At 44.4% G+C, this 15,334-nt stretch carries 10 protein-coding genes; 6 read left to right on the top strand and 4 right to left on the bottom strand.

Going from position 1 to position 15,334, the window contains the following annotated elements; all coding sequences use genetic code 11:
- Window positions 1–11 precede the first annotated feature (11 nt).
- The 6 genes from H7F15_RS12060 (at window position 12) to H7F15_RS12085 (ending at window position 10,332) form a co-directional block, all read left to right on the top strand.
- Window positions 12–443 carry a very short patch repair endonuclease gene (locus tag H7F15_RS12060; protein WP_185197225.1) on the top strand — a complete coding sequence of 144 codons (432 nt, stop codon included), beginning with the start codon at window positions 12–14 and terminating at the stop codon, window positions 441–443.
- On the top strand, window positions 424–2,019 hold the full coding sequence (locus H7F15_RS12065) for a DNA cytosine methyltransferase (protein ID WP_221627056.1): 1,596 nt from the start codon (window positions 424–426) through the stop codon (window positions 2,017–2,019). Before H7F15_RS12060 ends, H7F15_RS12065 begins: the two co-directional genes overlap by 20 nt.
- A gap of 167 nt (window positions 2,020–2,186) precedes the next feature.
- Window positions 2,187–3,776 (top strand): ATP-binding protein, encoded by a 1,590-nt coding sequence (locus tag H7F15_RS12070; protein ID WP_221627057.1) that lies wholly within the window; start codon window positions 2,187–2,189, stop codon window positions 3,774–3,776.
- A complete protein-coding gene (locus tag H7F15_RS12075) occupies window positions 3,763–6,960 on the top strand; it encodes a Z1 domain-containing protein (protein WP_185197226.1) in 3,198 nt (1,065 codons plus the stop codon). The genes H7F15_RS12070 and H7F15_RS12075 overlap by 14 nt, the downstream gene beginning before the upstream one ends.
- Window positions 6,957–7,937: a PD-(D/E)XK motif protein gene (locus H7F15_RS12080; protein WP_185197227.1), complete on the top strand. Its 981-nt coding sequence runs from the start codon at window positions 6,957–6,959 to the stop codon at window positions 7,935–7,937. Before H7F15_RS12075 ends, H7F15_RS12080 begins: the two co-directional genes overlap by 4 nt.
- Complete coding sequence (locus H7F15_RS12085; protein ID WP_185197228.1) at window positions 7,927–10,332, top strand: AIPR family protein; 2,406 nt, start codon at window positions 7,927–7,929, stop codon at window positions 10,330–10,332. The genes H7F15_RS12080 and H7F15_RS12085 overlap by 11 nt, the downstream gene beginning before the upstream one ends.
- Before the next feature lie 882 nt (window positions 10,333–11,214).
- Here the strand turns inward: H7F15_RS12085 and H7F15_RS12090 are convergent.
- The 4 genes from H7F15_RS12090 to H7F15_RS12105 all read right to left on the bottom strand — a co-directional run bounded on the left by H7F15_RS12090 (window position 11,215) and on the right by H7F15_RS12105 (window position 15,280).
- Window positions 11,215–12,681 (bottom strand): hypothetical protein, encoded by a 1,467-nt coding sequence (locus H7F15_RS12090; protein ID WP_185197229.1) that lies wholly within the window; start codon window positions 12,679–12,681, stop codon window positions 11,215–11,217.
- Between the two features lie 62 nt (window positions 12,682–12,743).
- Window positions 12,744–12,959: a hypothetical protein gene (locus H7F15_RS12095; RefSeq protein ID WP_185197230.1), complete on the bottom strand. Its 216-nt coding sequence runs from the start codon at window positions 12,957–12,959 to the stop codon at window positions 12,744–12,746.
- Window positions 12,960–13,100: 141 nt separating this feature from the next.
- Window positions 13,101–14,600: a ThiF family adenylyltransferase gene (locus H7F15_RS12100; protein WP_185197231.1), complete on the bottom strand. Its 1,500-nt coding sequence runs from the start codon at window positions 14,598–14,600 to the stop codon at window positions 13,101–13,103.
- A 374-nt stretch (window positions 14,601–14,974) separates the two neighbouring features.
- Complete coding sequence (locus H7F15_RS12105; RefSeq protein WP_185197232.1) at window positions 14,975–15,280, bottom strand: hypothetical protein; 306 nt, start codon at window positions 15,278–15,280, stop codon at window positions 14,975–14,977.
- Window positions 15,281–15,334 lie beyond the last annotated feature (54 nt).

Raw genomic sequence — 15,334 nt, forward strand, 5'->3', positions numbered from 1 at the left:
AAGCAGAAACTATGGCAGATGTACATTCAAAAGAAACAAGGAGCTATAACATGAGCCGTATAAAGGGAAAGGATACAAAGCCTGAACTTATGGTCCGGAAATTTTTACATAGCAAAGGATACAGATATAAACTACATGATAAGACACTACCAGGAAAACCAGACATTGTCCTACCTAAACACAGAACAGTTATTCATGTACATGGATGTTTCTGGCATGGGCATGAACATTGCAGATATTATGTCATTCCTAAAACACGAACGGAGTGGTGGCAGCAGAAAATCAACAGAAATAAGGAGCTGGATGAACAGAATTTTCAGAAATTAACCCAGGAAGGATGGAAAGTTTTGACGATATTTGAGTGTGAGTTGAAAGCCAGCAGCAGGGACCTTACCTACGACAGAATTCTAACATTTATACATAGTGGCAATACCGGTAATTGACATCTTTGCAGGGCCAGGGGGCCTTGGAGAAGGTTTTAGCGCCTTATCAGGAGGAAAAAAGCAGAGAAAATTCAAAATAGCCCTTTCCATAGAAAAGGATGGGGAAGCTCATAAAACGTTAATGCTAAGAAGCTTTTTCAGGCAATTCCCGGCAGGAGAAGCACCTGATGATTATTATGCTTTTGTCCGTGGTGAAATAAGTATCGGCCAGCTTTATAAAAACCATCCGGAGCAGGCAGAAACGGCCCGGGAAGAAGCATGGCAGGCTACCTTAGGGGAAATACCCAATGCTGAAGTTGACAGGAGAATCATCTCAGCCCTTCAGGGAGAGCGGAACTGGCTGCTGATCGGGGGGCCTCCATGTCAGGCATACTCAGTTGTTGGAAGATCCCGAAGACAGGAAACAGTACTGGATGCTTCCAAAGACCACAGAGTAGAGCTATACAAGCAGTACCTCAGAATTCTTGCAGTCCACAGCCCTGCCGTATTCGTAATGGAAAATGTAAAAGGAATTCTGTCAGCAAAGACAAAAGAGAGCCCTATCTTTTCCCGTATCCTGAAAGATCTTTCTGACCCGGCTGAAGCATTTCTGGAAGAGGAAGACTTTCCGGATGTTGAACTGCGGTGCCCCGGTTATAAAATATATTCCCTCGTGAATCATCCCCAGAGCCTGGAGCTGGATGGAAAACGTTTCTACAGCCACAGGGATTTTATAATTTATGCTGAAAAGCACGGAATTCCCCAGACACGGCACAGGGTAATACTCCTGGGCATCAGAAACGATATTGCCTTTACCCCTGATGTTCTGGAGCAGGCTGATCAGGTTCCTCTACAGCATGTGATACAGGATCTGCCCCGGTTAAGGAGCGGGCTTTCCAAAGAAAAGGACACGTATGAAAGATGGGCTAAGTTAATAAGGGAGATCGATATCAATCCGGCTGAACTTCCTCAGAACGCTGATGTATTTGATGAAATCCGGAAACAGTTAAAAAAAATAAATCCGTCTGAATTTGGTGTTGGGGATAACTATATCCCCTGGTCCCATGCTGCATGCCAGTATGAAAAGGGCTGGTTTCATGACCCGAGGCTACAGGGCGTCCTGAATCATTCCTCCAGAGGGCATATGCCGTCTGATCTGCACAGGTATTTCTATGCGGCCTGTTTTGGTAAGGTCAGGGAAACATCTCCGAAAATTATAGACTTCCCGAAGCGGTTATACCCCCTGCACCGGAATATTGAGGAGGCCGTAACAACGAAGAAATTTGCTGACAGATTCAGGGTGCAGGTTGCAGGTCAGCCTTCAAAAACCATTACAAGTCATATTTCCAAGGACGGGCATTACTATATTCATCCGGATCCTGAGCAATGCAGGAGCCTGACAGTCAGGGAAGCTGCCCGGATTCAGACATTTCCTGACAACTACTTCTTCTGCGGCTCGAGGACAGCTCAGTTCATTCAGGTAGGAAATGCAGTGCCACCCCTTCTGGCAAATAAAATTGCACGCCTTGTACTGCCGGCCTTCGAAGCAGACCCTGTGACCACTGTGCAGGAAAGCACAGCTTTAGCAGAAGCCTGAGCCACAGACTATTAAAGAGCCTGCAACTATCTTCAGGGAATGTTATGCCCGGCTACCGTTCCTCCTCCCCTGCCGCCCTGTCCGCCGGCATATAAATTTCGGTTTAATGATAAGCAGAATTGTATATCATTAAATCGAAATTTTCATATATTAGCGTTACGTACCCTGTGAAATTATCTGAATTACCGGCCTCACCAAAGCACCTGATGACTGAAAACAAAACTGATCATGCATGTTATGAAAATGCGGATCCTGATCCCGAATATTTAATAAAGTCTATTGCAGAGCAGGGGTACAGCCTGGAAACATCACTGACAGATCTGATGGACAACTCCGTTTCTGCCGGTGCTGACAGGATTGAGGTCCTTATCAGGATGGATCAGGAACCTTTCACTTTGTTTCTGGCTGACAATGGCAGTGGGATGGACAGGGAAACACTCAGACAGAGCATGCACTTTCCCAGCAGCTCTCCGGAAAGCAACCGGAAAGTGTCTGACCTGGGCAGGTTTGGGCTGGGTATGAAGACAGCTTCCTTTGCCCAGACGAGGTGTTTTACGGTGCTCTCAAGGAAAAAGGGCGGATCAGCTTACCATGGCAGAACATGGGATGTGGATTATCTGAAGCAGAAGAAAAAGTGGCGTATTTTAATAAACACGGAAGAAGAGATTACAGCACTTCTTGCTTCCTATCAGTCCCTGAGCTCCGGATACCAGAACAGCTTTGAGAAATTTGAAGCAAATACCATCATTGTCTGGAAAGGGCTTTACAAGTTTGAAGATTACCTGGAAGAGACCAACAGGCAGGACAGTCTCAAAAAAGAGATTACGGAAGTGACCTCCGACTACCTCTCGCTGGTATTTCACCGGTTTATGGAAAGAAAGGCAAACCCTCTCAGGATCAGGATTAACAATACAGTCATAAAGCCTTTTAACCCGTTTCCAATCCATGAAACAGATGTAAGGCCTATTGAATACAGGCACAGAAACTTCCGGACGGATACCATTAAGATTGAAGGTTTTGTGCTGCCCTCCAGAAGCATCGATGAGAGTAAGCAGGGGCTGACCCAGTGGACTACCCGTAACCGGGGCCTGATGGATATGGAAGGGATGTATATCTACAGGGCAGACAGAATAATTCTGTTCGGAGGCTGGAACGGGATTATCAAAAAATCCCCAAAGCTTCAGTTAGCCCGCCTGAGAGTTGAAGTAGGCAACAGTGTGGATCACCTGCTGCATCTGAACGTTGCAAAATCCCAGATTGTAATCCCCTATGAGTTACGGCAGGCATTTCTGCGATATATCAGTATATTAAAAGGAGAAGCTGAAAAAGAGTTTTTTAACCGGGGAATCAGAAAATTCTCCGGCCAGAAGAAAGCCGGAAGTATACAGCTTTTTGAAAGAAGATCATCCAGCAAGGGGGTGGTTCTGGAACTGAATGCAGATTTCCCAATTTTAAAGGAGCTCAGAAACGAACTGACCGGTAACCAGCTTTCAAAGCTCAACTGGATACTCCGGATGATCACCACCTCAATTAATAAAATCAGGCATGTACACGAGGATGTGGCCTATAACAGCACTGGGGAAGAAGATGGATTATCAGCCGACAGTATCATTTCCGGTATTGTGCTGCTCAGGGAGAACGGAATGACACCGGAGCAGATTAAAAAAGACATACTCCCCAGCCTTGGCTTTTCTGAAGCCTCACTTCCTGAAGAAATCAAACAGTTATTAAAAACAGACTTACATGGATACCAGTAAATACATTGATGTTATCAAAAAGCTTATCACAAGCAAAGCCAGAAGCTATGCAGTTGATAACAAACTGAATACAGCCTACTTCGACAGCCTTCTGCCGGAAATCAAAGCCCCTGTGCGTACGATAGCTGACATGTATGATTATCCTGAAGTTGATGATATCTCCCTGGAAAACTACTATAACATCGCTGTCAGGGAATTTCTTTCAGTGCACCCGATTGATATTGATCCGAGCAGTTCACTGACAAAAGAAGGGTTTCAGACCTGGCTTACAGCTGACCGCAGGAATGCAACAGACTGGAATTACAGTGACAGGTATTTTACATACCTTGGAAACACAGGCCGGCCGGAGAAAGTAGTGGAAGAAACCAGGGTCTCCAGCCTGGAGATTCTGGAAAAAATCGGGGACCCGGAATCCAGGGAACCCTTTTACATAAAAGGACTGGTAGTAGGCAGCGTGCAGTCAGGTAAGACAGGAAACTTCAATGCCGTTATCAACAGGGCAATAGATGCCGGCTATGGGCTGATTATAGTTCTTTCCGGTATCATGGAAGACCTGAGAAGCCAGACACAGCTGAGGATTGAAAATGATGTGGTGGGTTCAGGGATTACCGATCTGTCCGCAGAAACAAAAGGGCCCAAGGGCGTTGGAAGAATCAGGCGCTTCGGCCTTCAGGGCGACAAGTCTGTAGATCAGGTAGTAGCGGTAACATCGTTCAAATCAGACTTTAACAAACCTCTTGCAGATGCCGACTTTTCACTTGACAAGACCAATATCCTGGTATGTAAAAAGAATGTAAGCGTGCTGAGGAATCTTATTGTCTGGCTGCACGATTACCTGGAGGAGTTCAAAGATAAACATAACATTCCCTTACTTATACTGGATGATGAAGCCGATAATGCCTCTCTGAATAATGCAGGGGCGAAAGGCCGGGAATATGCTTCCAAAACAAACGGACATATACGGGCGCTGCTGGACCTCTTTAAAAGAAAAACCTACCTGGGATACACTGCGACCCCTTTTGCCAATGTTCTGCAGGACCGCAACGAGGCACCTGAAAATGACTGGGTTGTAAAATACAAACTGAAAGGGGAGTCCGGCGAAAAATCCCTGTCCCAGGTTTCCAATATCTTCCCGGATGACTTTATTGTGCTGCTGAACCCTCCGTCAAATTATATAGGTGCAAAACAGATATTTGAAACACTGCAGCCAATTGACAACATTGCCGGAGAAAAGATCCCACTGATAGAAGTTGTCAGAGACCATACAGAAAGTTTTCCGACAAGGGTTTACAGGCAGGAAGATGGCAGCCTGATCGGGGTGGAAAATTTTGAAAATAAAGAGGAATGGGAAGAAAGATTTGGTCCCTTTGGCGGCTATCTGGATTTTACCAGCTACCAGGAGTACAGAAAATCCACAAGAGCCAGTAAATCCACTGATTCCTTCCCTGCAGCCCTGCCCAATTCTGTCAGGGAAAGTATCAGGTGCTTTGTTCTTTCGGTGGCCATCAGGGACAGCCGGAAATCAAGCATGCTTTACTCGGCATTGTATAACCCGCACCATACCATGCTGGTGCACATTTCAAGATATACCAGCTGGCAGAATGCTACCAAGAAGCTGGTAGAGGAATATATCAGGAAGCTTCAGACCGATCTGCCAAATGATTTTCCGGGTAACCCTGATTCAGTCTATGCTGTTTTTGAAAAGACCTGGTACAGGTATTATGCGGGGATCATAGAGAACATCAGCAGCTATCTTCCCAAAGGGTATCAGGACGAATTCCTGACGCCTATTACCTTTGAAGCCCTAAAAAACTATCTGCCTGATGCTATTCAGGACATCGAGGTAAAAGCGATCAACAGTGTTACAAACGATAAACTGGAGTATTCTAAAAAGTCCCCTAAAAAAATTATAGCAATCGGTGGTAACAGGCTGTCCCGCGGGTTCACCCTTGAAGGGCTGACCATCAACTATTTTGTGCGGTCAACCAATTATTCGGATACCCTACTCCAAATGGGAAGATGGTTTGGATACAGGCCCGGCTACCTGGACTGCTGCAAACTGTTCACTACTCAGGACTCTATTGACAAATTCGATGCGACTACCCGTACCATCGAAGAACTGGAAGCGGAGTTCAGGAAAATGGAGGCTAAAAATAAAACGCCGGAGAATTTTGTCCTTCGCGTCAGGAAGCACCCGGGAACCCTTAAAATCACGAGGCCATCCATTTTAAAAAATGCCAAAGAGGTAAAATGGTCCTACCAGGACCAGCTGGAACAGACAACACGGTTTGATGTAAGAAAGGAAAAGATCCTGAAAGTCTGGACTGATTTCAAAAATGGTATAGCCGGTTCCCTTGCGTTCAGTGCCGAAAGGGAAGGCTTCCTAACCTGCTCAACGGATATCCCCGGCATCCTTAGAATCTTACAGCTGGAGAATAACTTTGATGAGGATGTCCGGAACGGATTAATCAGGTTCATTGAACTGTGCCGGGAAAAAGGAAAACTATCGAAATGGACGATAGCTGTAAAAACCAGAGGAAACGCAACGGCAGTGACAGGAAAGGGAACTCTGAAAGCAGGCGAATCCAATCTTCCGGTGGATGTAAACCTGTCTGTAAGGAAAGGCCCTTCAAAGGATAACAGCAGCCAGAGCAGGTACAGGGATATATTCCTGTACAAAAAGAGCTTCAGTGCTTCAGGCAGATCTGCCAACATTATCTCGGGGGGGAAAGACCTTTCCCTGCTGCTGAGTAAAAGCCAGATCAGCGAAGCTGAAGCTGAATTCATACAGGAGAAAAAAACCAGCATACTGAGAAAAGATCCCACGCTCAGTGAGGCTGCGGCACTGGCGAAGGCTGAAAAGACCACAGTACCTGAAAGGGTGTACCGGGAAAGAATGACAGAACAGGAAGGGCTGCTGGTCATCTATCTGTTCGATGCCCATTATGTGTTTCTGCAGGAAAAAGGCAGTGAGGATCCGGAGTTCAGAAAGATGGTGGAAGATGAAGGGTATGACCTGGATATTCCCCTGGTAGGATATGCTATTGGTTTTCCACCGATCAAGGATGATCCGGGAGGTATATATATGCAGGGAGATTATGACCTTGATACGGATGACGAATCCGGGGAAGAAGAAGCGGAGACCGACAGCGAGGTACCTGATGACATTAAGGAGCTGATATGAACGTAGCTCAGCTGGAACAGAAATGGCAGAGACTTTCCCTGGAAAATGTCAGCCGCGGGTATAAGTCACTGCGGGTTTCACCCGAATGCCTGCCTGATCTGTACATAGGCATCAGTAAAGAACTCAGACGCTGCCTGATCCTGGCCGTCCCCCGCTTACATAAGGTTAACGTTGTTAATGTTATCAGAGAGAATTTAACAGTAGAGCATTTCCCGGACGACAATTTTATTGTGCTGCAGCTGACGGACAACAGTTTTAATGACCTGTTCAACGACCTGATCCTGTCCCTGCATCACCGGATCAGAGGTATTGCTGCTGTGGAGGCATATACAGGGGAATTTATCAGTGCGCTTTACAGATGGAGTGAGTTCTTTGAGAACAGAAGATCTGACAGGTTATCAGGAGAGCAGATAAAAGGGGTCTTCGGTGAACTTCTTTTCCTGCAGTCCCTGCTGTCAGCCTCCCCGGCACATGAAGTAAACGCTGTACTTGACATGTGGAAAGGGCCCTTCCATACCCCCCATGATTTTGTTCTGGGTCAGAAGGATGTTGAAGTGAAGACAAAGGAAATTTCAAAAGGCGAAATCCGCATTTCCAGTGAGTTTCAGCTACAGCCTGACCCAGGCAGGGATCTGGAGCTTCTGGTAATTTCAGTCCGGACTAACCCTGCGGATGGCGTCTCCTTAAAAGAGCTGTCGGATGCCATAAGGGGTATGATAAGGGAAAAACAGGGTGATTTCTCAATCCTGCTGAAAGCGTTATCAGCGGCAGGTCTTTCATACCATGCCCTGGAGGAGTATGATACTTACCGGTTTACCCCTGTACAGGAGACAGTTTATGATTGCATGCACCGGGATTTCCCGAAACTCACTGCTTCTGAAATTCCTGAGGCAGTGCAAAATGTCAGGTATGACATTCAGTTAAGTTTATTAAGCAATTTTATTCTCTCAGAAAAGGAGTATTCCTATGGTAGTTGATGAGTATTTAAAGTACAGAAGGGATTTACTGGAAGAATCCAAAGACGAGGATGGTTTCATTTCAGAATCCGCTTTTCTCAGCATTGTGCTGCCCTCCATGCTTGAAGTAAAGCTGGTGGATTCCGAAGATTCCCATGACTCCTATTATACGCATGAAGCCGAGAAGCTGAAAATAAATGCCTACGCCGTAAATGAATCCGGGGAAAGGCTCCAGCTCTTTATCGTAAATGAAGATTCGGTTAATCCCGGAACCCCGGAAAGCGCTTTACTGATTTCCCAGAAAGCATACTATGAAAATCACTTCAGCCGGGCAACCCGGTTCGTGAACAGAGCGGTCAAGGGCTACCTTAATGATGAGATCCAGGATTCCAGTCCTGTCAAGGCACTCATTTCCCATCTGGCCACTTCAGAAGGTGCGGACCAGTTTGATGTTGTGGAGATATTCCTGTTGTCCGCGACACCTACGGTCTCTTTCAGAGGTTCCGAACCGGAACCCAGGCGTATGGAATTTGAGGATGACAAAATCACATTCTCCTACACAAAAGGCAGGGAGAAATTCAAAAAGGAGCTCCTGGTCATCAGGCGCCTCATTGACCTTAACTTCCTTTATAATGTCTTAATCTCCCAGGGGAACAGGGAAGAGCTGGTTATTGATTTCAAAGAGACCTTTGACTACAGGATAGAGGCCATCAAAGCAGCAGATGAGAATAATTTTGAATCTTATCTGTGTGTCCTGCCCGCAGCCATTCTGGCTGACCTTTACAAAAGGTACAGCAGTCGCCTTCTGGAAAAAAACGTCAGGTCCTTCCTGCAGTTCAGGGGAGTCAACAAAGGGATTAAGGAAACTATCCGGAAAAATCCCGAAAAGTTTATTGCCTATAACAACGGGTTGACTATTACCTCCACTGGAAAGGAAATCATCGAAGAGAACGGCAAAACCTACATTAAGTCCCTGTCCAATTTCCAGATTGTAAATGGTGGCCAGACTACCGCTACCATCTATTTTTCCAGAAAAGAAGGGCTGGATGTTTCCAAGGTGCGGGTCATGGCAAAGATCAATGTTGCCAAAGAAGCAACGGAGGATGAACTGGAAGATCTCATATCAAACATCAGTACCTTCTCCAATGCGCAGTCACGGGTATCGAAAGTGGATCTGAGATCACGCAGTACGCAGCTCGTAAAATTAAAGGCGCTCTCAGACAGTATTGTTACTCCCAAGGGAAATAAGTGGTTCTTTGAGAGGGCAAAGGGTGAATTCAACACAATACTCAGAATTGCCGGATCCAACCATAACCGCATCCGAAAGGAATATCCGCCTGAAAGAAGATTTTCCAAAGAGCAGCTCGCCAAGTATTACTCTACCTGGGGAGATCAGCCTTATATGGTGAAAAAGGGGGGCGAAAAGGTATTCAGGTATTTTATTGAGCAGATAACAGGGGAAGGCAGGAATAAGAAAGCTGCTGAGATAGACAGGGAATTTTACGAAGACCTTATCTCCAGGATTATCCTGTTCAGAAGACTGGAGCAACTATATGGCCAGGGACCAAACTCCATGGGACAGCTCCGGTCGGCGGTTATCCCCTATTCTGTTTCTGTCCTGTTCCAGTACTCCGGGCAGCACAGGAAAGGTACACGGTTTAATCTCAGTAAAATATGGTCTCAGGAAGGACTGGGAGACAACCTGGAAAGCTTCATGAAGGAACTGATGGTGCTCATGAATGGCCTTATCAAGCGTTATTCGAAGAGTGATGATTTTGGTGAATACTCCAAAAAGCAGGAACTGTGGGACTCCATAAAAAACTGCGCCGAGATAAAAACTTTCATGGCCTCAGACAATGCTTCAAAAATCCTGGAAGAATTCGCCATTGCGGATAAAATTCCGGTATCCAGAAAAAAGGAAGCCGCAGACATTGATTTCACCTTACTCATTGAATCTGTCAGAATTCACAGGAATACAGCTGATTTTTACAGGGCAATCAGAAGTAAAATCGGGGATGGTCTGAAGCCGGGTGAGGCAAACAGATTGAGTTCTATAATCTCAAAACTGGAGAATGCCCGGGATCTGGAGGAAGAAGAAATTCTGTTCGAATCCCGGTTACTGAACAGGCTCAGAAAAGAGACTCCTGAGATTTTTGACCAGGTAGCTTATCAGCCGTCTGATGATTTTAAAGTAACGCTTGATTTTATAATCCGGGAATATAACAAGGCCGTTTCTGCTTCTAAAAGGCTGGATGACCACTTTAATAACATAGCCGAACTCGCCCAGGCAAGGAAAGCCAGTTACTATTCATCCTTTAGGGAGATTGGCAAAATCCTGACGAACCGTAATCTCCCGACAATAGAACTGATCAGTGCAGCATCTGACTATGTCATGAGAATAACGTCAGCCAAATGAACAAAACTATTTAAAGTATACCAGGTGCTCAGTAGCAGATAGTTTAGAGAGTGAGTTCATCACTGGCCTTTAGAGAGACAGACCACAGCAAAGGAATGTCCGGACTATTCAGGAAAAATGCCGCTATCTGGCCTGACACTACTGCTAATTTTTAAACCGGAATGCTTAAAAATTTATTCTTTTTCGTAACCCTCTGTGGTTTAAAGAGGCATTAAGAAAGAAGTATGGTTTATGTAGCAGGCAGGAAAAATTGCTTCAATGCCTGCAGGCGGGTGCGGCGGTACTCGCATCAAACCTTTTTTCACGTCTTATAGTATGAGTATCCGATAGAGTTATCACATGACCATCACATAAGATTTAATCACACGAAAGCTACCTAATTAGCAATAGGGGCTATCTTAGAAATAAGATTGTGGATAACTTATTAAGCTATCACATAACCATCACATAAATTTATACGCAAAGACTTGAACCCAGACAGGATCATACTAAGCGTGCTTATTACCTGAAAATGATTTTCTCAGTAACACGGGTTCGTAGCTTTAAGAAGCAATTTTAAAAATTCAACTGGTGTTATTTTCTTGAAGAATAATTAATACAGCTATCACTGCTCTGTACTATTTAAATTCGCAGCTGGTAAGACAATCATTCATTACTTGAAATTAATTGAGGTCGTACTATAGAACGATGGGTGATAACTGTACATATAGGAGCTAATTGTTAACTGTATGATATTAGTACACTTATCTTTAATAACAACTAGAGTAGAAACGCTGTCGAAAGCTATCGTCTGTAAGAGTAAAATTTAGGGAGAAACCAAGTACGAGCTTCAGGCTCCCGCCATCATAAGGAATAGATATATAAGTGGTAAACCTATACTGGTTAAATCTCAACCAGTAGCTCTTCATCAAGCTTTGCCTTCAGCTGTTCCTCATTATACTTCACATAATTAACTACCATACCCGTATAGCCAATATGCTTCAGGATTAGCTTATTAACAAGGAAATTCAAGCGAAGGGCAACATGAAAGACATCAAGATAGTACTCTCCTTCACTTCCCCCGGAATTTATCCTTCTCCCATGCAGAAAGTCATTCCTGTAGTCAATGGCCTCAACGTCCGAGGGGCTTAAAGTTATACCGTAAATCCTGAATGGTTTTGTTAGTTTATCCCGGTTGGTAGGGTTGTTTATTTTCTCAATGTTCCTGCGCAGGATCTGTAGGGAATCTGTCTGTCCGTTTGCTTCAATTGCTTCTGCATACTTATCCAACACCCCGTATAGTTCTTTACGAAATTGTTTGGCCAGCTTTTTATCAAGTATGGGTTTTAACCCGTTGTCTTCTTCAGCGATCATGGTCGTCAGATGCTCCAGGGTCACTGCATATCCGGCTGGTCTCAGAATCAATGATGCGGAATTTGCTTCCAGCATAAGGATAAGTAACGCGGCATATTCATCCTCTTCAAAAATCCTGGAGCATAACTTCGAGAAGAGTTCCGGTGAAAAAACTTTATTCAGATGCCCCACTTTACCAATTACTCCTTCGTCTTTTGTATAGCCATAAGGGTTGAAGTAAATCGGGTTGAAAACACTCGTCAACGAATCCCGGAGTGTGTGGTAAGACAGGCCTTCAATGTGATTAAAGTCTTCTTCATTTGAAGAAAGACAATAGGCCTCTCCCTGATAAAACCTGGCTGATAGCAGCCCGAAGCCAAGCATCACGGCCAAGCACAGGTTCATAAAAAGATCCTTGTCGATCGGTGCAGCAGAATCTATCAGAAAATATGTCTTCCCATCGTGCTTTCTCTCATAGAGTGTTAACTCGTTACCAGACACGAGTAACGGCACCCTGCTATACTTATCAAGAGTAGCTTCATCTCTTGACATCCCTGCTTCCAGATAATGGTACAGTTCTGCTCTTGGAGCATCAATCACATAACGGAGATACTTATCCTCAAAGGCAGAAGCAGGACTTGAGAATGAATATATCTGCCCTTCCAGCGAAGACTCCCCGGAAAAATATTTGCTACCGGGCACCCTTTCAAGCTTCATACCTGACATTCCTAAGAACAAGCTCTCCACTTGATACCTTTTTTTATCTATAAACAACTCAGCGTCAAATGGATCAGACATTCTGGTAAAAGCATTATCAATCCTGATGCGAAATCCGCCGGTAGCAAGCTTTTGTAAAGAAACCTGCCGCTCAAGTAAATTATGGCTGGGTATGCTGAGAAAGGCTTCCTTCTCCTCTTCCAGTCTTTCTATTCTGTCGAAAGTTGGAATAACTTTTATTGCAGGAATAGCTTCCAGGGTCTCCTGAAGTTCCCTTTTTATTTCTTCATTTGAACTCATCAATATATATCGTGAGAGTTGTGTAGCTGATCTTTAGAGAAAGAAGCAGTTACTTAAATTAATCATTCAGGATTTATGGTGACGGTGTAACTGCCTATAGCAGTATTATGCTTGTGGTAGCCATTGACCTGTAAGGAATTGTCATCCATAAATTGAAAATCCTGCCATTTGGCATCGAAATCCTCAGGGAAATAACTTGAGTTGATTTCATTTCCCTCATCCAGAAGTGTTACCTTTCCTGGGTTGTTGTACCCGTCGAAGGTAATCATTACTTTCATTCGTGTTTAGAGCTGTCTTTTGGCAATTACAATTCCTACCCGGGCGTTGAAGAAATATCTGATCACTAACCTGAGTAAGAATTTGTAACATGGCTTGGCTTAGATAATTAAGCTAAAGTAATATACCCATAAATGGTGCCTCTATCTTATAAGCTTTCTTATATATGCTACTATTCTTGACAATTTACCTTTAGGAGAAGTCTCTAGGCTCTCATCTAAATTATTGTTCGACTTTCTTCTACTTCTTGCTTCTTCAGCTACGGGATGTACGTCAACATAAGGTTTAAAAGCTAAATCACCTTGTCCAATATATGAATCAGTAATACAACTTTGTTTACAGCTTCCGCCTTCCCTTTCTAAAGTTGCGGAAACAAAATGGTAGTTCAATGATCCAACATCAGAGACACCAGCAGGAGACACTACCATCATAATAAAGTGCTGCATCTCAAACGCAGCAAGGCTTAAGCTAAATGGAAAAATGTTCTGGTTATTGTGAAGAAAATGATCCGATGGAAGATTAGCAATATAACTTAGCTTGTCGAAATCACCGCTCATTTCAAGTGCAACTGCTTCTGGTGTGTATTGTCCTATACACTCAAGGCATTTTTTTCCAGGGCCTACTACATGAGAACGCCAATTCCCCCGCTTCATCTGGGTATTTAATTTATTAGTTTCGATATATATCCCACCGTCTATCACGGGTATAAAGTGGGCATAAGCGATCTGATTGAGTACAAATCTTGGCCAAGGCCTGTCAACACAGCTAAATAGGATGTCGCAATCCAATGCAGCACGGTAGCCATGTTCTTCGCAAATACTATATTCAACTGGTAAGACAGTATACGATGAGGATGTGGCACTTTTAGATGTAGCTTTACTGATAACTTCAACCTTTGACTTTTCAATATCGACACCACTACTATGCAAGACACGATCAAGGTTTACTCGCTCAATCGCGTCAAAATCTAGGTGCAATACCGTTGAAACGCCTATCCTTGCTAGCGACTCTGCAACGATACTACCAACACTCCCTAACCCAACAACCCCCACTGTCAGCCTTGCAGTCTTAGCTTGTGCATCACTACCCCATGCCGATACTGTTCTAAGTAGCTCTTCCCTTATATTTGGCACTGGCAGTAGCTCATCATTAAATGTAACATCTAAGCTGTGCCCAACAACTCTTACAGACTCGCACCACTTTCTTTGATAAACTCTTTGTGCTTCGCGTTTCCAGAAGCGTCCGCTCCAGGCACCGTCATCTCCAACAGTCATGCCTATAAAAGGCAAACCGGTAGCTCCAAAGCAGGAAGGCGCTGTTCGCTCTTCGGCCAGGATGTCATCATCGCTCATATCTTGCCAACCAGACGATGGATGACTATGCAATAAGGCGATTCCAGCATTGGCTCGTGTAGCCTCTTTCTGCACACGCTCTAAATAGCACGAATTAAAACTTACATTCCAGTGAACATTTCGCTCACCCTCCCTTGGAATGATTAATTTGTTGATGATCCCAGTGTACCTTGTGTTACCACTACTGGGATACCATAATGCAAAACACAAATCTTCCTGGCCATCTTCTCGGACAAGATGTCTAACAGCCTGCTCGTGAATTCTAGTTGATAGCGCTATACTGTACTTCATAATGTTTCTAATAAGTTATGAATGTGCGCCATGTAAACACGAGCTGTCCTGTCTGTTTGCTCCCAACCTTGAAAAGGCCTGCTCCAATACTGCCAACCCTGCCCAAAACTCTTGCTGTGGTTAACACTAGGATGAATTCCACCTGTTGGATGTGTGCCACCAGCCTGAAGTGGTAGTATCTGTTGATTAAAATGTGGACCAGGAGGGGGAATATGCGGAAATGAAGGCCCCACGTCAATTCCTATTTGAACCTCATTACCCTTGAGTCTACCAACCGGTATAACAAAGGGGAACTGCACCCCCGTGGTACCAACCATCTGTGGTTGGTACCCTAGGGCCTCTAGTTGTTGGATGAATAAGGATCTACCCATAACTTATGATACTGTAGTTGCACCACGATAATTTGCCAAGAACTTCATGTTGTTATGAAGTTTAACAACAGCCAAGGGATTATCTTTAAATACAACATTACCTTCATCCTTCTGTAACACAAGGTAATATTTAGCGGGATCAACACCACCGACTCGCAGTATCTGCTCAGCTGTCATTTCTCGCTCAGTTGTAGTTTGTGGTTCTCCGTCCAGAGTGTAGCGAATCTCTCTCTCTTGTTTTCCTTTGTTTGGCCCCTTAGAGCCATCTGATGACGCTCTGCCCTCATTAGTGTTTGTAAAAATGTTCATAAATTTTCCATGCCCCCATTGTTACCTCTTCAGTCCGTTCTAAAGCAGGATGGA

The sequence above is a fragment of the Pontibacter sp. Tf4 genome (assembly GCF_014212495.1).
Classification (GTDB): domain Bacteria; phylum Bacteroidota; class Bacteroidia; order Cytophagales; family Hymenobacteraceae; genus Pontibacter.